This is a genomic window from Acinetobacter endophylla, from assembly GCF_053543775.1.
Map to the genome: position 1 here is coordinate 1 of NZ_JBLVOM010000010.1, position 24,937 is coordinate 24,937.

A 24,937-nucleotide genomic window follows, 5' to 3' on the forward strand; every position below is an offset into this window, starting at 1 on the left:
CTTGAAATACCACCCTGGTAATATTGAGGTTCTAACTCTGTCCCGTTATCCGGGACGAGGACCATGTCTGGTGGGTAGTTTGACTGGGGCGGTCTCCTCCTAAAGAGTAACGGAGGAGTACGAAGGTGCGCTCAGCGTGGTCGGAAATCACGCGTAGAGTATAAAGGCAAAAGCGCGCTTAACTGCGAGACCCACAAGTCGAGCAGGTACGAAAGTAGGTCTTAGTGATCCGGTGGTTCTGTATGGAAGGGCCATCGCTCAACGGATAAAAGGTACTCTGGGGATAACAGGCTGATACCGCCCAAGAGTTCATATCGACGGCGGTGTTTGGCACCTCGATGTCGGCTCATCTCATCCTGGGGCTGAAGCAGGTCCCAAGGGTATGGCTGTTCGCCATTTAAAGAGGTACGCGAGCTGGGTTTAGAACGTCGTGAGACAGTTCGGTCCCTATCTACCGTGGGCGTTGGAAATTTGAGAGGATCTGCTCCTAGTACGAGAGGACCAGAGTGGACGAACCTCTGGTGTACCGGTTGTCACGCCAGTGGCATCGCCGGGTAGCTATGTTCGGAAGGGATAACCGCTGAAAGCATCTAAGCGGGAAGCCTACCTCAAGATAAGATTTCCCCGAGACTTTATGTCTCCTAAAGAGCCGTTGAAGACTACGACGTTGATAGGTTGGATGTGGAAGCATAGTGATATGTGAAGCTGACCAATACTAATTGCTCGTGAGGCTTGACTATACAACACCCAAACAGTTGTTGTATTAAGCTCGATTGATTCGATATTAAACAAAGTGACTTGATTTAGTTACGCTGAACGAACAAACTACTGCAACTCAGATATACCTGTTAATGAATTCTATTTGGTAGAAAGCAAGGCAAAACGTAAGACCTAGCAAGTATCCATAAACAGTTGTGCTGGCGACCATAGCAAGAGTGAACCACCTGATCCCTTCCCGAACTCAGAAGTGAAACCTCTTAGCGCTGATGGTAGTGTGGGGTTACCCATGTGAGAGTAAGTCATCGCCAGCTCATTATTCCAAAAACCCCCTGTCAAATGATAGGGGGTGTTTTTTTGTGCGAAAAATTAAGTATTTAAAAATTATTAGTCGCGAAAGGCTAGGAATTTAAAATTCAATTTGTATGTTTTTTAGTAAATCTGTGTTATAAAAAATAAAACGGCATAAAAATTGCTTATAAAACGGGATTTTCTTTTAAGGGGGGTAACAATGAGATTATCAGTGGGCATAAAAATTGCGAACTCGCTGTCATTAACTCCACAATTACAGCAAGCAATTCGGCTATTACAACTTTCAAGTCTGGAATTGGAACAAGAAGTTCAGTTGCAACTTGATAGTAATCCTCTATTAGAAAAAGTTGAAGAGCAAATTACCCTTGAAAGCTTATCTACCATTGAATCAAATAATGAAAATCACGATCTAACCAATCAACTTAACGCCGATCATCTGCCTGATGACTTACCTGTAGATACCGATTGGGACGATGTCTATACTCATCAACCTACAAGTCTGGGGGCGGCCGAGTTCGAAGAGCGTGAAGATAATCGTCAAGGGCATCAGAGTCTGCAGGAATATATGCTAGAACAAATTAATCTGTTGAATTTTTCACAGGTTGATAAATTAATTGCTTATTGCATCGTCGACTCTTTGGATGACAAAGGTTTTTTAGATGCAGAGTTGAGTGAAATTACTGCATCAGTACAACATTTGCTCTCTTCTATGGGGTCTGAAGAGGAAATTGAAGATGATGAGGTTGCCGTTGTATTAAAGCATATTCAGCGTTTGGATCCCGTAGGTGTGGGTTCTAGAAGCTTGGCCGAATGCCTATTGGTCCAACTTGATAATTTACCTGCATCAACGCCTTGTCGAAATGATGCGATCAAACTTCTGCAACATTATGAATTGTTGATTACTAATGAACTTCCTAAGCTGATTAAACAGACTGGACTTAATCCGGAGCAGTTACGCTGTGCTGTAGATTTGCTAAAAACCTTAAAACCGCACCCTGGTCTGGAATTTGAAAATAAGGAATCAGATTATCAAGTGCCAGATGTTGTGGTGATGAAAAAGAATAACTGCTGGCAAGTCAATTTGAACTCGGATGTACTGCCAAAGTTACGCATCAATTCTTTTTATGCCAAAATGATTCGTCGTGCAGATCAAAGCGATGATAATCAGTACTTGCGTAATCAGATGCTGGAAGCGAAGAACTTCATTAAAAGTATCGATGAACGACATAAAACCTTATTGAAAGTCGCGACTTGTATTGTAGAACATCAAAAAATGTTCTTGGAAATGGGGGCGGAAGGCATGAAACCTCTGGTTTTAAGAGATATTGCCGAAGAAGTTGAATTGCATGAGTCTACAGTTTCGCGTGTAACCACCAATAAATATATGCTGACCCCGCGTGGATTGTTCGAGTTGAAATATTTCTTCTCGAGTCATGTCGGGACTACTTCAGGTGGTGAAGCATCTTCTACTGCTATTCGTGCCAAAATCAAAAAACTGATTTCCGAAGAAAATGCCCGTAAGCCTCTGTCTGATAATGCAATTGCCAATATGTTAAAAGATGAAGGCATTGATGTGGCAAGACGTACGGTGGCGAAATATCGTGAATCGTTACATATTCCTTCATCTTCTGAGCGAAAAGTCTTGATCTAAAATTTGAAATCTGGCTATTCTAGAGATTCATTATGACAGCATAATGAATCTTTTTTTCTTTTGAGGAGCAGTAAAAATGATTTGATTCAGGACTTAAAATACGGATATTTTATTTATAAGTTGCTGTATTTAAATTATTTTGTATTGTGACTCTTCTAATCCTAACGAAGGTGAGGGATAGAACTATGCAAATAACAATTCGTGGACATCATTTATCGATTACGCCAGCTATTGAAGAAAGTATAAAAACCAAGTTTTCACAGATGACGAAGCACCTGGATCAGGTGAATAGTATGCAAGTGAAACTCTCGAAAGATCATCAAATTGATAAACGCTCTAGAAAGGGCAGTAGTAATCATATCGCAGAGGCTATTATCCGATTACCGGGCATTGAATTTTTTGCTCACGCCACCGCAGATGATATGTATACCTCAATTAAAATATTAACCGAAAAATTGAAACGGCAGATTGATCGATACCGGGAAATGCATTTACAGCAGCATCCTTTAGCCCTATAAAGGACAAATGATGAAAAAGAGGTTTTAAAAGCCTCTTTTTTTTATATATATAATGTATGGATCCATGAATTATTTTTGCTATTTATAGTAAAATGGCTCGTTTTACACCCTTAGTCCTATAAGAGGTCTTGTGATGAATAATGAACAGCTCGCTGAAATTTTAGAAGCCGCTTTTCCAGAGGCGGATGTTGCTGTGAGTGGTCAGGGCGGAAAATTTGATCTCCGTATTGTGGATGATCAATTTGAAGGTAAGCGTCCAGTTGCACGCCAACAAGCTGTTTATGCTCCTCTCAATGCCCATATTGCCAGTGGTGCAGTTCACGCAGTAACGATTCGCGCGATGACAAAAGAAGAATGGCGCAAAGCAAGCTTATTTGGAGCTTAATCATTTAATGGATAAATTTTTAATTCAGGGCGGTATCAAGCTCGAAGGTGAAGTGCGCATTTCTGGTGCAAAGAATGCAGCACTTCCATTATTGGCAGCAATGATTCTTGCTGATACCCCGATTACGCTCAGAAATGTTCCTAATTTAAAAGATGTCAATACGCTGGTGAAGCTGATTGCTGGTCTTGGGATCACCATGACTTATGAAGGCGATACGGTGGTTGCTGATACGTCTACACTAGATAACCAGTTCGCACCGTATGAGCTCGTAAAAACTATGCGTGCTTCTATTTTGGTGCTGGGTCCTTTGTTGGCGCGCTATGGTAGTGCAAAAGTGTCTTTGCCAGGCGGATGCGCGATAGGTTCTCGTCCTGTCGATCAGCATTTAAAAGCTTTAGAAGCTTTAGGTGCCGAGATTGAAGTAGAAGCCGGCTATGTACATGCCAAAGTCGATGGTCGCCTGAAAGGTGGCGAAGTTGTCTTTGATATGGTAACTGTAGGTGGAACAGAAAATATTCTGATGGCTGCCGTGTTGGCCGATGGTGTGACCACGATTCGCAATGCAGCACGTGAACCGGAAATTACCGATCTTGCGCAAATGCTGATCAAGATGGGTGCCAAAATTGAAGGTCTGGATACTGATACTTTAATCGTGACCGGTGTCGAAAGCCTGCATGGTTGTGAATATGCGGTTGTTGCTGACCGGATTGAAACCGGTTCATATCTGGCAGCGGCAGCGATCACTGGCGGTCGTATCAAAACCACGCATACGGATCCGTCCCTGATGGAAGCTGTGTTGGACAAGTTTGAAGAAATGGGCGCAGAAGTAACCCGTGGTGACGACTGGATTGAACTGGATATGCTGGGTAAACGTCCGAAAGCTGTCAGTTTCCAGACCTTACCACATCCAGAATTTCCAACTGATATGCAAGCCCAGATTATGGCTGTGAATGCCATTGCTCAAGGCTTTGCGACAATTTCTGAAACGATTTTTGAAAACCGTTTCATGCATGTTCCTGAATTGGCACGTATGGGTGCCAATATTCAGGTAGAAGGTAATGATGCTGTCGTGACAGGTGTAGAAAAACTTTCTGCCGCACCTGTAATGGCAACAGATTTACGTGCTTCGTTCTCTTTGGTGCTGGCAGCACTTGCCGCTGAAGGTGAAACGCTGATTGACCGCATTTATCATATTGACCGCGGTTATGAAGATGTAGAAGCAAAGTTACAAAGTTTAGGTGCCCAAATTAAGCGAGTAAATTAATGAGCGATATGAGAAACGATGATCCAAACTTTGACGTAATGGGCAATTTTGATCATGGTTTAACTTTGGCATTAAGTAAAGGGCGTATCTTAAAAGAGACTTTACCTTTGCTAGAAACAGCAGGGATTAATCTTTTAGAAGATCCTGATAAATCTCGTAAATTGATCTTCCCGACCACGCATAAACAGGTTCGTATCTTAATTTTACGTGCTTCAGATGTACCAACTTATGTTGAAAATGGTGCAGCCGATATTGGCGTGGCCGGTAAAGACGTATTGATGGAACATGGCGCGCAAAACGTCTATGAACCATTGGATCTGAAAATTGCGGTATGTAAATTGATGACCGCTGGTAAGGTGGGGATGCAACGTCCTAAAGGTCGCTTAAAAATTGCGACCAAATACGTGAATTTGACCCGTCAATACTATGCCAGCCTAGGCGAGCAGGTGGATGTGATCAAGCTGTATGGCTCCATGGAACTTGCACCACTGGTCGGTCTGGGCGATTACATTGTCGATGTCGTGGATACAGGTAATACCTTGCGTGCCAATGGTTTAGAGCCACTTGAAGAAATTTGTAAAGTGTCTTCACGTTTAATCGTGAACAAAGCCAGTTTCAAGCGTAAGCAAGCATTGTTAAATCCGATTCTGGCACAGCTTGAAAAAGCCGTGGAAGAACGTGAAAAAGCAAAACAGGCTTAAATTTGTTGCGTAAAAAAACCGTCCTTTCAGGGCGGTTTTTTTATTTGATTGAAAATAAAAAATGTTCTAAATCTTTTCATCAATTTTACCAAAAGTTATTTCCAATAAAACTCATAGAGCTAGAACACTATAGCTGCCGACAAAAGTCTGGAAAACAGGTAAACTAAAGCCTTCGAATTCAAACCTGATGGGTAAATTGATGCGACGTTTATCGACCCAAGATCAAAACTTCAAGCAAGCATTTGCTGACTTGTTGGCTTTTGAAACTGTTAATGATCCTGAACTTTTAAAAACTGTAGATCAAATTATTGCTGATGTTCGTCAGCATGGTGATGCTCAAGTTCTTAAACTCACTCAACAGTTCGATCGACATCCAGCGCATCAATTCTCAGAGCTGGAGCTGACCCAGGAACAATTGAAAGCAGCATTTGATGGTCTAAGCACGGAAGTCCGGGAAGCACTTGAACTTGCAGCGAATCGTATTCGGGAATTCCATCAAGCACAAAAGCAAGATGGCTGGACTTATGTCGATGCTTTAGGAAATACGCTCGGTCAGAAAGTGACTCCATTGGATCGTGTTGGGATTTATGTGCCGGGTGGTTTGGCGTCTTATCCATCTTCTGTGTTGATGAATGCGGTGCCTGCACATGTGGCGGGTGTTCCTGAAATTATTATGGTGGTGCCTGCGCCGAATGGTGATTTAAATCCATTGGTATTGGCGGCTGCATATCTGGCAGGCGTAACGCGCGTCTTTACCATTGGGGGGGCGCAAGCAGTTGCGGCATTGGCTTATGGTACAGAAACTGTCCCACCGGTCGATAAAATTACCGGCCCAGGCAACCGTTTTGTTGCTGCGGCAAAACGTGCGGTGTTTGGTCAGGTCGGTATTGACATGATTGCAGGACCTTCTGAAATTCTGGTCTATGCCGAAGGCCAAAATAATGCTGAATGGCTGGCGATGGATTTACTTTCGCAAGCTGAGCATGACACTGTGGCACAAGCCATTTTCATCACAACAGATGAACAGTTGCTGAATGATGTTGAGCAGGCGATTGAAATGCACTTGGCAACATTACCGAAGGCAGAAATTGCCCGTACCTCGATTGCCAATCGTGGTGCTTTGGTCTTGGTGAAAGACCGTCAAGAAGCATCGGATTTGATTAATCAGGTGGCACCTGAGCATTTGATGTTATGTTTAGATGATGCAGAAGCAATGTCTGACAGCATTCGTCATGCTGGTGCAATCTTTATGGGGCGTTATACACCTGAAGCCATTGGTGATTACTGTGCCGGTCCAAACCACGTCTTGCCAACTTCAGGTACTGCGCGTTTTTCATCACCATTGGGTGTCTATGATTTCCAGAAGCGCTCAAGCCTGATTATGTGCTCACAAGAAGGTGTAAAAACTTTAGCAAAAACTGCGGATATCTTGGCGCAACAGGAAAACCTGGATGCACATGCACGTTCGGCACGCTATCGTTATCAATCATAAATAGCATTACAACCTCTCCCTGACCCTCTCCTAAAAGGAGAGGAGAATTTAAACCACAAAAACCTTGTGTCTTTAGTAATGAAAATTCCTCTCCCTGAATGAGCTTTAAGCATTGCTTTAAAGTGAAATGCAAGAGAGGTTAGGAGAGGGGTTAAAGAGAATACAAAATGAAGATCATAACAGAACAAATGCGTTTTTGGAGTCCTGAAGTACGTGGATTAGAACCGTATACCCCAGGCGAGCAACCAAAAATTCAAAATATTTTAAAACTGAATACCAATGAAAACCCGTATCCGCCTTCGCCTAAAGTCGTGGAAGCAGTGCAAAAAGTACTGGAAAATTCAGCGGATGCGTTGCGTTTATACCCGGACCCGGATGCTTCTGAACTGAAGCATGCGATTGCCAAACAGCAAAATGTACCTGTTGAAACAGTCTTTGTCGGCAATGGCTCAGATGAAGTCTTGGCACATATCTTTAAAGCATTTTTTGTGCAAGAGTTGCCTGTACTTTATCCCGACATTACTTATAGTTTTTATCCAGTTTATAGTCAGTTTTTTGGTGTCAAAACCAAAGTTTTACCACTCAATGATGACTTTGAAATTGTCGTGGATGATTACAAGCAAGCCAATGGTGGTATTATCATCACCAATCCAAATGCACCGACCAGTATTGATCTCGGTCTGGCAGCCATTGAGGAAATTCTACAAGTCAATCCGGATTCAGTGGTGGTGATTGATGAAGCCTATGTCGACTTCGGTGCTGAATCAGCAGTCAAGCTGGTTGAGAAATATGAAAATTTAGTCGTATGTCAAACCACATCGAAGTCACGTTCTCTTGCAGGTCTGCGAGTAGGTTTCGCCATTGCTCAGCCCCACTTAATTGCAGCTCTTGAAGCAGTCAAGAATAGTTTCAACTCCTATCCGATGGATCGTTTTGCGATCGCTGCAGCGGTGGCTTCTTTTGAAGATCAGGAATACTTTGAAGCACAAAATCAGAAAGTTATTGCCAGTCGTGAAACGTTAGTAGCCCAGCTGAATGAGCTTGGTTTTAAGGTATTACCTTCGAGTGCTAACTTTATTTTTGCCACATTACCATCTAAGGATGCAGGCGAACTTGCAAGTGAGTTGCGTGAACGTGGCATTATCGTGCGTTATTTTAACAAGCCACGTATTAACCAGTTCTTGCGAATTACTATTGGTACAGATGAGCAAAATCAGCGTTTAGTCGATACGCTAAAAAATGAGATTTTGGTGTGATTAAATCCCTCCTAGCCTCCCTTTTCAAAGGGAGGAGTTCCCTCCTTTACTAAAGGAGGGTTAGGGTGGATTTGTAGAAAAAAGCGAATCAAATGATTCGCTTTTTTATTTACTCAGGCTGATACCACGTATTTAACAGATCCAGCATTGCTAAAACCTTATCAAAACATTCTTGGTATTCAGCATCACAATCAGAAGAAATGGTAATACCACCACCCGCCCATAAAGAAACATCTTCTTGATATTTTTGGATGGAACGAATCAGAATGTTCCAGGAACCGGTACCATCAAAATTAAAATAACCCATTGATCCACAATAAGCACCACGTGCAGCACCTTCCAATTCAGTAATAATCTGCATGGCACGAATTTTAGGTGCGCCCGTAATTGAGCCACCTGGTAGGGCTGACATTAACACTTCGAAAGGATTCACATCTGCTTTTAAGGTCGCTTCTACTTCGCTCACCATATGATGCACTTGATTAAAACTTTCGATATTAAATAATTTGGGTGTTTTAACTGAGCCTGTTTCCGCATAAACACTTAAATCATTACGTAATAAATCCACAATCATGACATTTTCTGCCTGATCTTTTTCCGATACTTTTAAGGTTTTTTTAGATTGTTCATCCAGCACTGGATCGCTATAGCGTGGCATGGTGCCTTTAATTGGTTTGGTGATAATTTTCCGATTTTTTTCGAAGTCAATAAATAACTCGGGTGAGCAGCTGAGTAATTCAAAATCACCAATACGCAAATAACCCGCATAGGGCGCTTCGGTTAATGTCCAGAATGCTTGGGCAGTCGCTAAGAGGGAGCCTTGGGCACGACCTTTAAACTCTTGGGTTAGATTAATCTGATAGCAGTCACCTGCAACAATATAGTCCTGAATTTTCTGAAAAGCCTGAGTATAGACAGATTTAGTCCAGCGTGAGGTACAAGGATTTTTTAAATGAAATGTCGAGTGAATTTTATCTTGATTAAGTAAGTTCTGAATATAATTGAAGATCTGTTCTGCCTGGGGGTCATCACTATAGAACATCCAGCCATCAGGGGTTGGTTTAATGTAGGAAGAAAATTGACCAATAAATAAACCAGGTTGAGGACGATCTGGATACTGAATATATTGTTGAGCCGCATAATCGTAGCCGATAAAACCAACATAACCTCCATGAAATTCATTATTTTGAGGATTTTTTAATGCATTAAACGCTAAATTAAATTCAGATGGGCTGGGCTGATATTGTTCAATCCCTGTTCTTTTAAAAGACTGAATTCGTGATGTCTGCTCAACAAAATATTCTTGAGCGCAGCAGGCAATAAAAGGCCGACCATTATTATTTAAATACACCAGATGATCTAATGTCTTCAATGCGGATAATAGATCTGTAACCAGACGTGATTCAAACTTTAAGGGACGATGATAGAGAGCTTCGGTCATTCAGTTATGGAGAGTTCAATATGACTCACTATTTTATATCAAGAAGTCAGGAAAATATTTTTAAATCATAAAATACCGTTTATCGGTAAGCGACAGATTGCGACCAACAACAGTTGATCAAAAACTGACTCAAGGCTAATTTAAGTGGGCTAGCAAATTACTCAAGGAAAGATGCTTAAGCTGTCAGAAAATAAAAAATACAGCCTAAACACTGAGTAATTCACAACCAAAAAAAATAGTACTCTTGGGAGAGTAAACAATGAAAAAATTTACAAAATTAGTTTTAGCGACTTCAGTTGCATTTAGTGCCAATGCGATGGCGATGCAAGCAATGGATGATGCATCTCTAAGCGAAACAACGGGTCAAGACGGTATTAGTATTGGTATCGGTATTTCAAAAATTGAAATTGAAAAACTATTTATTCATGACAATGATGGTTTATCTTCTAGTTCTACAATGAAGTCAACTGGTTTATTATCAGATGCAAGTGGTGTTGTATATAAAACTGGTACATTGGCAACGAATCAAGGTGGGACTGTAGTAGATATCAATACACGAACCGCTTCATATGACCCTGTTGCAAAAGATGTCAGCTTAGGTGGTACAGGTGGGGCTGCTGCAATCGTAATCTATGGTAATGATGAAGCAGGTCATAAGAATGAAAACCATGGTGTTGTTGTTGGTGCAAACTATGATGACAATGGGGCTTACTTACTAGCTTCGCGCAACCTTATGGATTTAAAAATTGATTCTGATGCAAATGGTGGTGATCCGTTCATTAACATTGCAGCTGAAGTTTCAGGCCTAGACATCAGTATTGGTAAAATTGGTGTTGTAGAAAGTGGTGCTGAACCAGCTGCTAATGCAAATACTATTCGTCGTGGTGGTCAAGGCAAGGTTAATGACATTTTGTCTGGTTTATCTCTTAAAACAGGTCCTATGTCTGCAAACATTCAATTGGGTGCAGCACCTCAAGGCGCGATGATCAAGTTGAATGCGACAATGATTGGTGGTTTGACAATCAACGATTTGGGTATTCTTGATAATTCAACAGATGGTGCAACAATTGCTGCCGGTATAACAACGGATGGTCCCGGTGAAATCTTTATCGAGAGTATCAAGCTTACAGATGCTAATTCTAAAAATTTAACTTTAAATCAAAATATTAGTGTATTTGGTGAGTCAACTGCAAATAAAGGTTTTATTCGTATTGTCAGTACAAGTGGTGCGCATGATAACTATGTGAAAGGTATTCATTTAGGTAGCCGTGACGCAGCATCAATTGGTGATATGGAAGTTCAAGGAATGCAGACTTATTACAGTCCAGCGCAAGGTACATACCATCCAGGCGCAGTTATTACTATTTCAGGTCACTAATCTTTATTTAAAAAAAAGCGCGTGTTTACACGCGCTTTTTTATGACTAAATCATTTATCCAAAAAATAAAAAAAATACTGTATTTTTTTGAAAAAGCAGGTATCTTTCTAGTTACAGGGAAGTAGAGTTAATGCTCTATAAAAAGAAAAATAGGCACATTATGCCCATTATAAGAAAAGTTAATAATTATGTTAGAGATCGCGTTGGGCTCGGCATTGATGTATTACGCTGCCAAAGAAGCTCTGGATATCAAAAAACAGCCGAATGGTGCTGTTCACTATACTGAAGTTCTTGATTCAAGAAATGACTCTTTTGTGCGTATGCACCGTGAAGCTGTGGAAGTAAAACCTGCACTTCTGGATCAGTTTCAGGGCATTGTACGTCAGGCTTATGATTACAGTTGTGGTTCGGCAGCGCTTACGACCCTGCTCAATGGTTATGTCGGTACGCAGCTGGATGAGCAGCAAGTCATGAGTGGGCTGATGAAATTCGGTGAAACGGATAAAATTGTTGAACGTCGTAGTTTTTCTCTGCTTGATATGAAGCGCTTTGTATCAGCCTTAGGGTTGGAAAGTGGAGGCTATCGAGGGGAGTTCAAAGATTTAGTTAATCAAGATCAGCCCGCCATTGTTCCGATTTCCTATGCAGGATTTAAGCATTTTGTAGTTTATAAAGGTTATAAAAATGGCCGGGTTTATGTCGCAGATCCGGCACTTGGTAATATCAGTTTTGAGGAACGGCGTTTTCAGGATATTTGGGAAAATAACACTTTGTTCCTGATTAATGTACCTGAACAATATCGCAAAAATTTTCTAGCATTAAAAGAATCAGATATGCGCCATGTAGAAGATGCTACGATCAATCGCTATGCCTTGGTTGACATGCAGTATCCACAATTTTATATGGACAAAATTGCTGATAAAGCTTCTACGATCCGTATGGACCGTAATCGTAATACAGAGTCAGAAAAATTTGGGGAATATCAACATAACTTCCTGAGACTGTATTACAAGAATAAATAAAATGAAAAACAGTAATAAAAATTAAAATGGTGAAATGGATATGAACAGTAAATGGATGAACAAGACGTTCTTGGCACTGAGCATTCAAATGGTAATGGGCGTTGCATTTGCTGCAGAAGAACCAGCACTAGGTGAATACGAAACGGTTGATGAGGAAGTTGTCGTTGAAACTGCTGCATCTGTACCGGCTCAAACCGGGCAGGTCGAAACGCAGGCTGCAGAAGAGTCAGAACTAGGTGAATATGAAGCAGTTGAAGAGGCGGTCGTTGAAACAGCATCACCTGTAGAGACTCAGGCTGGCCAAGTCGTAGATGCATCTCAAGCTTTACAGCAACAAGAAGGAGATGCTACTCAGGCAGCTAATCTGGAAGAAGTATTTACGTCAAATGAACGCCAATACTCTCTGATAAAACAAGGCGAAATTTCATCATATTACGATATTGATTATACCTATTATCGAGACACTCAACTTGATATAGAAATGGCTCAGGGCCAATTGTATCAACTACGTGTTCAAGAAAATGCAACACATAGTATGACCAATACTTTCACTTTCCAATATGGCGTGAAAGATAACCTGACCTTGACTGCATCCTTACCTTTAGTGGCCAAAACTGACTTGTTAAAAGATACGTCTACTGCAGGTTTGGGCGATATTAGTTTGGGTGCTCGCTGGGAACCCTTTCCACTAAAAGCGGGTCGTCTGCCTCTGATTTTATTTGCAAATTTGTCGACTAAAACGGGTGATAGTCCTTATGAAATTAATGCCGCGACAGATCTAGCAGCAGGAAAGGGTTATTACTCTGCTGGAGTAGGTGCTAGTACGCGTAAATACATTGATCCAGTCGTGCTGTTTGCATCAGTTTCTGCGAACTATGGTTTTAAAGAATCAGGCCTAAATCAGCGTCGAGGTAGCCGAATTATTGAGGAGTTTGAACCTGGTGTTAGTGGAGGCTTTGCCTTTGGTTTCGCATATTCATTTAACTATGACGTTTCGATGACCATGTCCTATCAGCAAAGCTTTAATACCGGTGCGGAATTTAGCTATAACACGGGTGAAAGTTATTCTGCTGCGGATCAGACCAGTTCTACCTTTGCAATTTCCTTAGGTGTGCGAGTCTCTCCAGAAACCATTGTTAATGGTACTGTTGGCCTAGGGCTGACCGAAGATGCACCGGATGTTTCGTTGGGACTGTCATTCCCACTTGATATTTTAGGTTTTGGTAAAAAAATTAGTTAATAGGGGGTGTCGTATGAAAAACATTCGACTTAGCCCGTTATTAATAGGAATTATTCTTGCGGGCTGTTCAAGTTATACCTTTGCACAATTGGGAACCAACCTTTCAGTTGATTTACGTGCACTATCCATGGGGAATGCTGTCACTGCAGATCCTCCAGGGGTCAATGCGGTCCACTTTAACCCGGCTGCACTGACTAAAATTAATGGGCTGCAAACCGAACAGCAAATCATTGTGGCTAATTTTGATATCCAGCGTGAGTTTTCAGTACCCGCCGGATATAACGTATTTGGCTATTCTGATGATCCTATTGTCTGTAATGACGGTCCTGAAGTTTCATCTGATTTGTGTACCGATTTTAAAGGGTCGGTCAAAGGTGATGTGGAATATGTCAGCCTTTATGTCCCTTTTTTGAAAAAAATGGTGGATTTAGGGGAAGGCCTTCCTTTGACTGCACCGACCATGGGGATCGCATACAACCCACCTGGATCTAAAGCCACGTATGCGACTGCTGTTTATGCTCCTCTCATGGCAGGTTTTGGTCATGAAGATGGTAACCCGGCAAACTTTATGGGGCAGCAGGTTGCTTTAGAGCGGATTACCTATCTGTCACCATCCATCGGTTATGAGGTTAATGACCAGCTGTCGATTGGTGCTTCTATCGGGATGTCTTATCAAGCCATTGGGATGAAAACGGACTTGCGTTTCCCGAATGAGTTGATCGGAATGTTGCGTATGATCGACGAAGTTGTGTGTACGCCGTTTAAAGAAAATTCCGACATTATTACAGATATTCTTTTGCTCGGGATCTGTAATGCGGATGAGGGGATGAATCCATTTGGCAAGTTTGGTCAAATGCAACTGGAGCTTGAGCAAAACTTAAGCCCAAGTTATAACCTGGGAATATTGTGGGAACCGCGCGAAGATTTTAGTTTTGGTATGGTCTACCAAAGTTCTGCGAAAATGCGCTTAAAAGGTAAATATCATATTGATAATGCCAAAGCCCCTCAGGAAATGATCAAAGGTTTGATGACCTCGCCAACCGGTCAGATTCTGGCGGCTATTCTTGGCTTTCCAAATTATATACCATCAAGTGAATCAGGTCTGGTGTCGATGGATTTTGAATATCCGGCGCATTTTCAGGCAGGTATCAAATATAAAGTGATGCCAGATTTGCAAGTCAATTTTGATATTGGCTGGACAGATTACAAGGTCTGGGACGAATTTAAATTCGAATTTGACCGTACCATTTCAGCCCTAAAAATTGCCAAAATTTTGTCTGCTAATGTCACAGATTCTTCACTGGCTTTACCTATGGGATTTGAATCGCCGTGGAACTTTGGTATTGGTATTGAATATGCCGCTACAGACCGCTTGAAGCTTCGGGCAGGTTATGAACCGCGTACCAGTGCTATTCCAAAAAATAAGCGTAATACCATGGTGCCGATCAATGGTGCACAGCTCTTTGGTTTAGGTGTAGGTTACCGTTTCGATGCAGACACTGATCTGGATCTCTCGATTGGTTTCTTGCGCAGCAAAGATCAAATTCCAGCCAATACCAGTAGTTTAGCCAACCAGACCGGAGTAAATAATCTGTTATTGAACCCATATGCAGGTTTAAACGTAAAAACAGATACCAAAATTACAATTTTAGGTTTGAATTATCGCACTCGTTGGTAAGGGAAAAATGATCAAGACAGGGAACGTTGGATTGACAGCGGTACTGGCATTAAGTCTGGTATCCGTGTCTTTTTATACAAGCGCTAAAGAATTTATTACGATTATTGGTCCGGATGGACGACCATTAGTCGTACCCCGTAATAATGCAGAGAAAAAAACTGAGGACAAATCTCGATTGTCGAAAACAGCAGGAATTGCAGCAGTTCATTCCACACCTGTAAAGCAAGACTTAGAAAAAGTGCCCGTCGTAGAAAATGGACAAGTTAAACCTAAGCATGGCCATAATATGGTTGTACAACCAGTACAACCAGTACAACCAGTACAACCAGTACAACCGCATATTGCACAAGCACAGATTGAGTCTACACCACAATTAATACCTGAATCTAAAGCTCCTCAAATTTCTGATGCTGAAACTGGATCTTCTGTTGCTACCATACAAAAAACGGGATTTAGCCAGGTTGAAGGCATTGAATATGTAGATAGTGAGTATCTGGAAAATAAAGAATTTAATTTGGAAGGCAAAAAACGTTTCTATAGCATGCCCGAAGGAGTAGTAGATAAAAATATCGGAACTACCCGGATCCAGACAATTGAACGTGAAAAAGGGGTGGGACAATCCGTATTAAAATCCTTGTTTCAAACTCCAGAAGTAGATTCCGGTCCTGTGGTACTGGCTCAAAGTTATTATCGTATTTCACAGTCGGAGACTATCGATAGCTTGGGCATGCAGTGTTTTACTGATAAGAAAATTAAAAAAGCGAAAGAAATCAGCCTTAAAAAAGCAGTTAACCTGTGGCCTCGTGCGCCTCTTAAAGCAGACGAATTTGATTTTGAAGTGGTCAAGCTTCAATCCGATATCCAGAATATTCAGATCAACTCTTATGCCTCTAGCCAGAAAAATCCAACGTATTATTGGCCTTTTGTTGTATTTTTAGACAGTCGTGGCTGTGTGCTTGAAGGAGCGGGCGGTTTTAAAAATCAGGAAGGACAGGCGAATATTATTCAACATGAGCGTATCGAAGGGGTTCTCCAGATTCCTGCACAAACTGAATATGTATTATTGACGCCTTTGGCCTCCGCGATAGATGTTGAAGACAAGATGCTGACAAATCATGGACAACTAAAATTAGTCGCCATTCGATAAGGACTATTCGAGTATAAGAATATGAAAAATAAAATATTATTTCCATTTGCTATAAGTACACTTTTAATGGCACTGAGCGGATGTGGTGGGGAAAGTGCCAATGTTATAAAAGAACCAGGTGATGAAGCTACGGAAAATGGTGCTTGTACCCCCGGTGAAACTAACTGTGTGGAATGGGGGCTGGAATATCCGCTTGATGGTTTAAATTTCAACTGTAGTGGCGATACAGAAAATACGTTTATTACCTTATTTGACAGTAAAAATGGGGTAGCTTCTGGAACCTGCCAAAAGACCGATAATATTGAGTTTTCTATTCAAAGTTTTGGTTCGAATAAGATTAATTTAGGTCAAATAAAACTCAGTGATTATGCCAGTTTTAGTGCCCAGACCCAGCTGCCACGTTTAAGTGTGATTGATATTGCGAGTGGGATTAGCGGACGCCGGGTAAGTAACTTGGAGCCTACTGATCCTACCGTTCAGGTGGCCATGCGTCTGGTTAAAATTCTGCAAGCTTTGGCACTACAAAAGGGAAGTATTGTTAATCCATCTGATGTGCAACCTTTATATATTACTGAAGACATGCGCAAAAACCTGGCTAAAATCAGCGGAAATATCAGCCTGACTGATGCCGATTTGGCGACCAAAATTAAAGATTTTATTGATATTAGTCAAATTTCTGATGAGGTCGCTTTTGCTACAGTCAAAAAACTGGTGACGATTGCCAACGCAGCTGTGTATCAGCCAGAATTTTCATTATTTTCAACATCCGGCGTGATTGGAAGTAACCTGACGGGTTCAGATGGACTGGTGGGTTGTAATCAAAGCCCTTGTGATATTAAGAATAAGAATACTAAATATTTATTTGGCCATTTTATGCTGATTACCGATCGCCAGGGCTACACCTTTGGCAGTGGCCTGCAATGGCGTGATACTCAGTCAAAAGTGGCGAAAGAAAATTTATCCTCCTTAGGGGGAGTTAATGCTGAACTCATCCGTAAGGTGAAACCGGTACAAATGACCGCTGATCCACAAAGTTCATGGATTCATCCAACCAGTAAAACCATTAACACGCCTTATCGCCTGAATGTCGCAAATAATGCGACTCAGCTTGAGTTATATCAAGGCAGATTATTGAATGATTATGTGATTGCGGGTAAAGAAGCTTTCTATAAGGTGGTGACTGATAAAAAATCGCTGGATACTTCCGATCAAGCTAACTTGGGATTGTGGCGTTTGCAGGCCGATGGTGAAAACTATACGGGAAGCATTGATCTCTACAAGATTTTCCCGATTAGTTATCTGGATCGTCAGGTCTTTAAAACAGCGCAGAACGTCGCAGATGGGGAGAAATACATTTTCCCAATGTATGCCAATCTGGAATTTAAATTTACAGATACCACTGTCAGCCCAATTACTTTAGGAATTGTAATTGACAGTAATGGTGATGTACGCACCAATATGCAATCCTCTAATAATTTCGCGACTGATCCGGTGAATGGCTGTCAAGGCGATGTGTTGGCAGATACGCTCTTAGATCATCAAGACATACAACAATACCGCCTCGGGACTTTGGGACGTGCATTTGTCGCTGATAAAGCGGTTTCCATGCGCCTGATTTTGGCCAATGAAAAGTTTGGTAATATCAATGGTGCATTGGTAGGGGTAGATTCACGCATCCAGTCTTCACCGGATTCTAGGGATTCGATTGTGATCGGTGGTGCGCTGCTCAATTTATCTAATGTGTTGGATACTAATGTCGGCCAGAATGGGCGTGTAACTTTCCTGAATTCGGCAGGTGATGGAGTACAATGGGCCAATACCTATGCCAGTTTTCAAAAAGTTTATAATAGTAACAATGAGGGTGAAACACCGGCAGATATAAACCTGGCAAAATTAAACGGTGGTTCGGTTGAGTTTAAGCTTGCGGATTGCTACCAAGTCAAAGCCAAATAATATTTCTTAAAAATAAAAAAATCCTATCTTAGTATGGGATTTTTTTATGCATATTAGATTTAACCCGTGTGGTCTAGACGTGTGCCTAAGGTTTCCAGATGCATTGGAAAAATATTATTTTTACGGTCTTCAAAATAATGTCTGAGGGTATGTTCTACACTCGGGAAGGCAAGTTCAGTCCAGGGAATATCTGCTTCATCAAATAAACGTGTTTCGATGGTCTCTTCACCCGCACCAAATTTTCCATCAATCAGATTGGCTTTAAATAGTACATAAATCTGACCAATACGTGGAATGTTATACATACAGTACAGCTGTTCAATGTCTACTTCAGCTTCGGCTTCTTCGCGGGTTTCCCGTGCAGCCCCTTGCTCCATGGTTTCAAACAGTTCCATATAGCCGGCAGGTAAAGTCCATAAGCCATAGCGTGGTTCAATGGCACGGCGGCAGAGCAGTACTTTGTTTTCGAATAAGACCAAAGTGCCACAAATCACTTTCGGATTAATGTAATGAATAGAGCCGCATGAATCACATACGCTGCGAATTTGCTGATCGCCCAAAGGAATTTTAGCAGTGGTTTTATGTCCACAATTCACACAGAAGTTCATATTCATCATCAATGATAAAAGTATGCTCAGGATAACTGAAAAACCAAAATTTGGCATCATTTCTCTCCCGCCCAGACTAAAATCAGCTATGATGAAATTATGATCATCGTCAGGGCTGAGAGAATGGATGCATGTGAATTGACACAAAGGTTGCAGCAACGCTTACGTTTTTCCAAGCGTATCCGATCTGCGCATGCTGCCGTGTTGATTGCAATTACAGATGAAGCTGACCCCAAAGTATTGCTGACGCGCCGTTCAGCTTATTTGAATAATCATGCTGGAGAAGTCTCATTTCCCGGAGGGAAGCGTGATCCGCAAGATACCAGTAATATTGTGGTGGCTTTAAGAGAGGCCTATGAAGAAACGGCATTGAACCCCTTTGATGTGCATTTAATGGGTGATTTGCCCATGCAAAAAGCCCGAAATGGTATGCTGGTCAAGCCGATTGTGGGATTGATTCCTCCGCAAGTGCAACTGATTCCACAACCAACAGAAATTGACCGGATTTTCTTTGCTTCATTGCAGCATTTGCTTGAAGTGACGCCCACACCCTATGAAGTCCGTTTTGCCCAGCAATCTTTATATTTTCCGAGTATGCGGGTAGAAAATGAAGTGGTTTGGGGCTTGACCGCACGTATGCTGATTTCTTTATTTCAATATGGGCTGGATTATAAAAAAGACTGGCCATTCTTGCTTAATTCTCCAACCTTTAAACGCTCCAATTTTTTTTAATCATTGAACAGGATTTTATCAATGTTGTATAAATTTCAGGGACATATACCCACCGCTATACATCAGCCATGGGATGGCTGGGTAGCACCGACGGCAACGGTGATTGGACAAGTTGAGCTTGGACGACAAGTCAGTGTCTGGTTCGGTGCCGTAGTGCGCGCAGATAACAGTAAAATTAAATTGGGTAACTTTAGTAATGTGCAGGAGAATGCAGTACTGCATACGGATGCCGGTATCGAGATGAATATTGGCAATTATGTGACAATTGGGCATCAGGCCATGCTGCATGGCTGTACCATTGGCGATAATAGCCTGATCGGGATTCAGGCAGTTATTCTAAACAATGCCGTGATTGGCAAGAATTGTATTATTGGTGCCAATGCCTTGATTCCGGAAGGCAAGGTAATTCCAGATAATTCTGTGGTGATGGGCTCACCCGGTAAAGTGGTAAAAACGCTGGATGAAGACAGTATTCAAAAATTAAAAATGAGCGCCATGCATTATGCCGAGCATTTTCAGAAATTTCAGGATTTGGAAGAAGTGCAACTCTAAGGCACTCTCTTATTGAGTGAATCATAAGCCTAGATTTTCTAGGCATTTTTGTATCTGTTTCGGGAAAATCTCGCGTAGCGGATATGAGTGGAGTATCATATCCGCGTTTTTTATATTCTCTGAATTAAGGTTGTGCATGAAAGTGCTGGCATTGGAGACTGCCAATGAGCAGTGTTCCGTTTCTGTAATCAATGATACTCAAGAACTATTTTTTCAGCTTGATGCGCGCGCCAAGGCACAAACGCAAACGATTCTCCCGATGATTGAACAAGGTTTGCAAGATCTTGGACTGGCTATTGCTGATTTGACCGCGATTGCCTTTAGTCGTGGTCCAGGTTCTTTTAGCGGTGTGCGTATTAATGCTGCCGTGACTCAGGCCTTGGCTTGGTCAAATGATGTGCCGGTAATTCCGGTGTCGACTTTGCAGGCTTTGGCACAAGCTGCCTATCGTTTGCATGGTCTGACTGAAGTGTCTGCGGTATTGGATGCGCGCATGAGCGAAGTTTATATCGCGAGCTATCAACTGGATGCACAAGGAATTATGCAACCGGTCGATGATGAGCAACTATTAAGTTATGCAGCAGGTAGCCAAGCTGTGCGCTTTACCCCGGTAGGTTCAGGTGCTGAACTGGTACAAAGTGAAACTTCAATTTATAAAGATGTGCATGCCACCGCACAGGATATCGCCAGCATTGCACGTGCAGCGGCACAAGCAGAAAACTGGGTCAGTGCAGAATTGGCATTACCCGTATATTTACGCGATAACGCGTGGAAAAAAATTCCAGAACAAGGCAAAGCATAATTAATTAGGATAAAGCATGGATCTTTTACTGCTACTCAAAGCGGCCATCATGGGTATTATCGAAGGCATTACTGAGTTTTTGCCTATTTCCAGTACCGGCCATTTGATTTTGGCATCAGAATTAATGAATTTCTGGACCAAGGAAAAGAGCGATGTATTCGTCATCGCGATCCAGATGGGGGCAATTGCTGCCGTTATTTATGAATATTGGGCACGTCTTTGGGGTGCAGCGACCGGGATTGTCAGCGGTGAACCGCAAGGTCGCCGTTTAGGCATTGGCCTGATTCTGGCTTCTATTCCGATTATATTGATTGGTCTGACTTTGGGACAAACCGTCAAACAATTACTGTTTAATGATATTGCCATTGCCATTGGTTTGATCGTCGGTGGTTTGATCATTATCTGGATTGAAAAGAATCCACCACAAGTCCGTGTCCATGAAGTTGAAGAACTCAGCATTAGAGATGCGATCTGGATTGGCCTGATTCAGGTTTTATCCTTGATACCGGGAACTTCCCGTTCAGGTGCAACCATTATCGGTGCGATGTTCCTGGGGGTGTCACGTAAGGCCGCTACTGAATTCTCATTTTTTCTGGGTATTCCGGTGATCATTGGCGCTGGTCTGCTAGACCTTTATCAAAGCTATGATGTCTTAAATACCACTGAAGACTGGACCGTGATCGGGGTTGGGCTTCTGGTTTCCTTTATCTCGGCATTGATATTAATCCGTGCGCTTGTCGCTTATGTGGCCAAACGCGATTTTATGATCTTTGCCTGGTATCGTATTGCTTCGGGTCTGCTGATTTTATTATTTGCCTATACAGGTTGGAAATTATGGTAAGCGCGATTCGCTTATATGCCGAATCTGACGATCAAGAGAAAGCACAGCACTTCGAGGCTGTGCTTTCTTCTCGTGGGGTGCAGGTTGAGATTGAAACTGTTGAAAAACTCAATGCACGTTTTTTCCGTTTAAATCCTGAACTGGCCCTCTGTGTCGATGCTGACGGACTCTGGTTATGTGCCAACGGCATGAAGATGCAACCGGACTGGCAGGCGGAGACCGGACGGTTAAAACGCGCATCTTTGAAATCGGAAATGATTGCACGCACCTGTAATTTAAATGAAAAACCAAATTTGGTCGATGCGACTGCGGGTCTGGGACATGACAGTCTGTTGATGGCGCATTTAGGTGCGAAAGTCACCCTGGTTGAACGGCATCCGATTCTATTCACCTTGCTTGAAGATAGCCATACACGTGCCCAGTCGGACACATTCCTGAGTCAGGTCGTATCACGGATTCATTTGGTTTTTTCTGATTCAGCCGATTATCTGCAGCAACAGGCCCAGCAGCATCAAATTGTCGATGTGGTTTATCTTGATCCAATGTTCCCACAGCGTGATCAAAACCAGCAGGCAGCCAAAAAGCAGGCGCAGGTCAAAAAACAGATGCAGCTGTTACATATGTTATTGCCTGAAGATGGTGAAATGGATCTGGGCGACAACTTACTGGAACTGGCGCAGAAAATTGGCAAGCGTGTCGTGGTCAAACGTCCGCGTCTCGCGGTATTTCTGGCCGGAAAAGAGCCAAATCATCAATGGCAAGGCGATGCTTGTCGCTTTGATGCGTATTTTCAGCATGAACTTGTAGCTGAATAAGATAATGGCTTCTTTATTAAGCAAAGATTTGTTATATATTTAAAATTAGCATTGATTAAATACTTATCAAGCATAAACTTATTCAGCACATTAGCGAGCCACTCATCTCCTTGAAATCCTATGATCGACTTTAAACCCTCCATTAATTTTTGGCACGATTTTAAGAGCAACCAAATTGCCGGGATGTGGTTATTTCTGGGGTCGAGGCGTTCTTTACAACTGGTCCGTCCATCCATCATGCAATTGGTGTTCTGGGGGATCTTGGGTGGCTGCGCCAACAGTTTGTTTAGCTGGCTCAGTTCAGGCCGTATGGGAGATTTTAACTCTCAAGGTCTGATCAGTTATGCGCTTTGGCCTTTCATTGCCCTGATTGTCGGTATTTTTCTGTCACAGCGGGTCAATAATCCACGCTTGATGTTAGTGCCGGCCTTGTTATGGCTGGTGTTAGATACCCATATCATGCTGTTCCAGTGTCTGATCCAGTATCTGGGTGATCTGGATTATCTGCCTTACATCCTCTACGACTATATTCCAACGCTCTTTGTCATGCTGTTTGTCTGGCAAAGTCTGGCAGTGGTCTGGGTGATTTCACGTGAATTAAAATGGCCGTGGTGGGAACGTGCGCTGATTATGCTGGCGACTTTGTTTACGCTAGTAGTTTGGCAGATTTCAGTCAAAGATCAGCCGATCTGGAAAGTCGAAGAAATTCCACCGAGTTTTGCCGAAGATGCTTTCTATGCCCAGCCAACTTTGCTGAATAAAGCGCTGGAAAATATCGAGTATGGTGAATTTGCACAGTCACACTGGTATTTCATGGGGGTAGCCGGAGCGAGCTATCAGGATGTATTCCATTCTGAAGTTGAGCGGATTAAAGAGCAGTTTGATACCCGTTTTGGTACTTTTGGCCGATCGATTGCCTTGGTCAATCACCCAGCGACACGTACCACTATGCCGATTGCTTCCAAAACCAGTATGGAGCTGACATTGCGCCGTATGGGGCAGCAGATGAACCGTGAAAGTGACGTATTATTTTTATATATGACCTCTCACGGTTTGCCGAATGTATTTGAAATGGAAAATGCCCCACTGGATCTGGCGCAGGTTGATCCAAAATGGTTGCGTGAAACACTAGATGCATCAGGCATACGTTGGCGCGTGATCGTAATCTCGGCCTGTTTTTCAGGCAGTTTTGCTTCTGCTTTACAGAATGACAATACCTTGGTGATTACGGCTTCGGCAGCTGATCGGCAGTCTTTTGGCTGTTCGAATGAAGCGGATTATACCTATTTTGGTCGTGCGTTCTTTGATGAAGCCATGCGTGAAAATAGCAGCTTGCAAAGCGCTTTCGCACAGGCCACAGATACCGTAGCAAAATGGGAATCAGCTCAAGGTTTTGAGCCATCAGAACCGCAATGGGTGATTGGTAAGAATATGGAATTGATGTTGCCGCAACTGGAGCAACGTTTATTTCCACAGACCACTACGGCGACATCATCTCCCTAGATCAATGTCATCCACAGACCGGTTTTAATAATAAGGAATAGCTATGGAACTTATACAAAACAATAGAAGCTTTGAAGGTGAACAGCGGATTTATCGTTTTGATTCACGCTATCTTAAAACACCGACCAAGTTTGGCATTTTCCTGCCGCCTCAAGCCTTAGAGGGCCACAGCTGTCCGGCATTATTCTATCTGGCAGGTTTGACCTGTACCGAAGAAACCTTTGCCATCAAGGCGCATGCACAGCGTCTGGCGGCGCAACTTGGCTTGATTTTGATTACACCGGATACTTCGCCACGTGGTGAAGGTGTGGCAGAAGGTGACAACTGGGATATCGGTCAGGGCGCAGGTTTCTATGTTAATGCAACACAAGGACCATGGGCTGAACATTACCAGATGGAAAGCTTTATAGTCGATGAACTCTATGCACTGGTTACTGAGGAGTTCGTAATCCATCCCGGTAAGATCGGCATCTTCGGCCACTCTATGGGCGGTCATGGTGCATTGACCCTGGCATTTAAATATCCAGAAAAATTCAAGTCTGTTTCAGCCTTTGCACCGATTTGTGCACCGAGCCAGTGTCCTTGGGGAGACAAAGCATTCTCGAATTATCTGGGTACTGAGAAAGAGGAATGGCTGAAACATGATGCGACCGCTTTGGTTCAGGAAAAGGGCACATTATTTAGCGATATCCTGATTGATCAGGGTTTTTCAGACCAGTTCTATAGTCAGCTTAATCCAGCCTTGTTCCAGCAAGCTTGTGATGCCGTGAACCAGCCGCTAACTTTGCGTGAACATCAGGGCTATGATCATGGTTATTACTTTATTCAAAGTTTCGTAGATGATCATTTGCAATTCCATGCCGTGCAGTTAAATCCTTAAAGCAAGACTGCACATATGTAGTAAAGCCAAAAAGATTAAAAACCTCCAA

General features: G+C 42.4%; 22 protein-coding genes and 2 rRNA genes. 22 read left to right on the top strand and 2 right to left on the bottom strand.

The window, feature by feature from the left end; genetic code table 11:
• The 9 genes from ACNPNW_RS01620 to hisC form a co-directional block, all read left to right on the top strand.
• Positions 1–740: ribosomal RNA gene (locus tag ACNPNW_RS01620) — 23S ribosomal RNA — on the top strand; the annotation flags it as partial.
• A 176-nt stretch (positions 741–916) separates the two neighbouring features.
• Positions 917–1,031: ribosomal RNA gene (rrf, locus tag ACNPNW_RS01625) — 5S ribosomal RNA — on the top strand.
• A gap of 197 nt (positions 1,032–1,228) precedes the next feature.
• Positions 1,229–2,680: an RNA polymerase factor sigma-54 gene (locus tag ACNPNW_RS01630; protein WP_420937352.1), complete on the top strand. Its 1,452-nt coding sequence runs from the start codon at positions 1,229–1,231 to the stop codon at positions 2,678–2,680.
• Positions 2,681–2,865: 185 nt separating this feature from the next.
• A complete protein-coding gene (gene hpf / locus ACNPNW_RS01635) occupies positions 2,866–3,198 on the top strand; it encodes a ribosome hibernation-promoting factor, HPF/YfiA family (RefSeq protein WP_004730744.1) in 333 nt (110 codons plus the stop codon).
• Between the two features lie 133 nt (positions 3,199–3,331).
• The gene (gene ibaG, locus ACNPNW_RS01640; protein ID WP_004730742.1) at positions 3,332–3,583 is read left to right on the top strand and encodes a BolA family iron metabolism protein IbaG; all 252 of its coding nucleotides are present in this window, start codon (positions 3,332–3,334) and stop codon (positions 3,581–3,583) included.
• Positions 3,584–3,590: 7 nt separating this feature from the next.
• The gene (gene murA, locus ACNPNW_RS01645) at positions 3,591–4,847 is read left to right on the top strand and encodes a UDP-N-acetylglucosamine 1-carboxyvinyltransferase (protein WP_005262612.1); all 1,257 of its coding nucleotides are present in this window, start codon (positions 3,591–3,593) and stop codon (positions 4,845–4,847) included.
• A complete protein-coding gene (hisG, locus tag ACNPNW_RS01650; RefSeq protein ID WP_004646025.1) occupies positions 4,847–5,548 on the top strand; it encodes an ATP phosphoribosyltransferase in 702 nt (233 codons plus the stop codon). Before murA ends, hisG begins: the two co-directional genes overlap by 1 nt.
• Positions 5,549–5,735: 187 nt before the next feature.
• Positions 5,736–7,040, top strand: a complete 1,305-nt coding sequence (hisD, locus tag ACNPNW_RS01655) for a histidinol dehydrogenase (protein WP_420937353.1) — start codon at positions 5,736–5,738, stop codon at positions 7,038–7,040.
• 167 nt (positions 7,041–7,207) lie between these two features.
• Positions 7,208–8,296: a histidinol-phosphate transaminase gene (hisC, locus tag ACNPNW_RS01660; RefSeq protein WP_420937354.1), complete on the top strand. Its 1,089-nt coding sequence runs from the start codon at positions 7,208–7,210 to the stop codon at positions 8,294–8,296.
• A gap of 109 nt (positions 8,297–8,405) precedes the next feature.
• Here hisC and ACNPNW_RS01665 read toward each other — a convergent pair whose 3' ends face one another.
• Positions 8,406–9,737, bottom strand: coding sequence for an anthranilate synthase component I family protein (locus tag ACNPNW_RS01665; RefSeq protein WP_420937355.1), 1,332 nt, complete (start codon positions 9,735–9,737; stop codon positions 8,406–8,408).
• 259 nt (positions 9,738–9,996) lie between these two features.
• Between ACNPNW_RS01665 and filA the strand changes: the two genes are divergently transcribed.
• The 6 genes from filA to filF all read left to right on the top strand — a co-directional run bounded on the left by filA (position 9,997) and on the right by filF (position 18,155).
• Positions 9,997–11,115, top strand: a complete 1,119-nt coding sequence (gene filA, locus ACNPNW_RS01670; RefSeq protein WP_420937356.1) for a putative pilus system protein FilA — start codon at positions 9,997–9,999, stop codon at positions 11,113–11,115.
• Positions 11,116–11,303: 188 nt separating this feature from the next.
• Positions 11,304–12,137 (top strand): putative pilus system C39 family peptidase FilB, encoded by an 834-nt coding sequence (gene filB / locus ACNPNW_RS01675; RefSeq protein WP_004646031.1) that lies wholly within the window; start codon positions 11,304–11,306, stop codon positions 12,135–12,137.
• 34 nt (positions 12,138–12,171) lie between these two features.
• Positions 12,172–13,377 (top strand): putative pilus system protein FilC, encoded by a 1,206-nt coding sequence (filC, locus tag ACNPNW_RS01680; RefSeq protein WP_004646032.1) that lies wholly within the window; start codon positions 12,172–12,174, stop codon positions 13,375–13,377.
• Between the two features lie 13 nt (positions 13,378–13,390).
• Positions 13,391–15,055, top strand: coding sequence for a putative pilus system OmpP1/FadL family transporter FilD (gene filD / locus ACNPNW_RS01685; protein WP_396469948.1), 1,665 nt, complete (start codon positions 13,391–13,393; stop codon positions 15,053–15,055).
• Positions 15,056–15,062: 7 nt separating this feature from the next.
• Positions 15,063–16,202: a putative pilus assembly protein FilE gene (gene filE, locus ACNPNW_RS01690; RefSeq protein WP_420937357.1), complete on the top strand. Its 1,140-nt coding sequence runs from the start codon at positions 15,063–15,065 to the stop codon at positions 16,200–16,202.
• Between the two features lie 21 nt (positions 16,203–16,223).
• Positions 16,224–18,155: a putative pilus system protein FilF gene (filF, locus tag ACNPNW_RS01695; RefSeq protein ID WP_420937358.1), complete on the top strand. Its 1,932-nt coding sequence runs from the start codon at positions 16,224–16,226 to the stop codon at positions 18,153–18,155.
• A gap of 59 nt (positions 18,156–18,214) precedes the next feature.
• Here filF and ACNPNW_RS01700 read toward each other — a convergent pair whose 3' ends face one another.
• A complete protein-coding gene (locus ACNPNW_RS01700) occupies positions 18,215–18,763 on the bottom strand; it encodes an NUDIX hydrolase (protein WP_171294139.1) in 549 nt (182 codons plus the stop codon).
• A gap of 123 nt (positions 18,764–18,886) precedes the next feature.
• Between ACNPNW_RS01700 and ACNPNW_RS01705 the strand changes: the two genes are divergently transcribed.
• The 7 genes from ACNPNW_RS01705 to fghA all read left to right on the top strand — a co-directional run bounded on the left by ACNPNW_RS01705 (position 18,887) and on the right by fghA (position 24,888).
• On the top strand, positions 18,887–19,495 hold the full coding sequence (locus tag ACNPNW_RS01705) for an NUDIX hydrolase (RefSeq protein ID WP_420937359.1): 609 nt from the start codon (positions 18,887–18,889) through the stop codon (positions 19,493–19,495).
• Between the two features lie 24 nt (positions 19,496–19,519).
• A complete protein-coding gene (locus ACNPNW_RS01710) occupies positions 19,520–20,047 on the top strand; it encodes a gamma carbonic anhydrase family protein (RefSeq protein ID WP_420937395.1) in 528 nt (175 codons plus the stop codon).
• A 136-nt stretch (positions 20,048–20,183) separates the two neighbouring features.
• On the top strand, positions 20,184–20,849 hold the full coding sequence (gene tsaB / locus ACNPNW_RS01715; RefSeq protein ID WP_420937360.1) for a tRNA (adenosine(37)-N6)-threonylcarbamoyltransferase complex dimerization subunit type 1 TsaB: 666 nt from the start codon (positions 20,184–20,186) through the stop codon (positions 20,847–20,849).
• Positions 20,850–20,865: 16 nt separating this feature from the next.
• On the top strand, positions 20,866–21,690 hold the full coding sequence (locus ACNPNW_RS01720) for an undecaprenyl-diphosphate phosphatase (RefSeq protein WP_004279167.1): 825 nt from the start codon (positions 20,866–20,868) through the stop codon (positions 21,688–21,690).
• Positions 21,684–22,505 carry a class I SAM-dependent methyltransferase gene (locus tag ACNPNW_RS01725; protein WP_448766442.1) on the top strand — a complete coding sequence of 274 codons (822 nt, stop codon included), beginning with the start codon at positions 21,684–21,686 and terminating at the stop codon, positions 22,503–22,505. Before ACNPNW_RS01720 ends, ACNPNW_RS01725 begins: the two co-directional genes overlap by 7 nt.
• A gap of 120 nt (positions 22,506–22,625) precedes the next feature.
• Complete coding sequence (locus tag ACNPNW_RS01730) at positions 22,626–24,008, top strand: C13 family peptidase (RefSeq protein WP_114541370.1); 1,383 nt, start codon at positions 22,626–22,628, stop codon at positions 24,006–24,008.
• Positions 24,009–24,051: 43 nt separating this feature from the next.
• Positions 24,052–24,888 (top strand): S-formylglutathione hydrolase, encoded by an 837-nt coding sequence (gene fghA / locus ACNPNW_RS01735; protein WP_420937361.1) that lies wholly within the window; start codon positions 24,052–24,054, stop codon positions 24,886–24,888.
• Positions 24,889–24,937 lie beyond the last annotated feature (49 nt).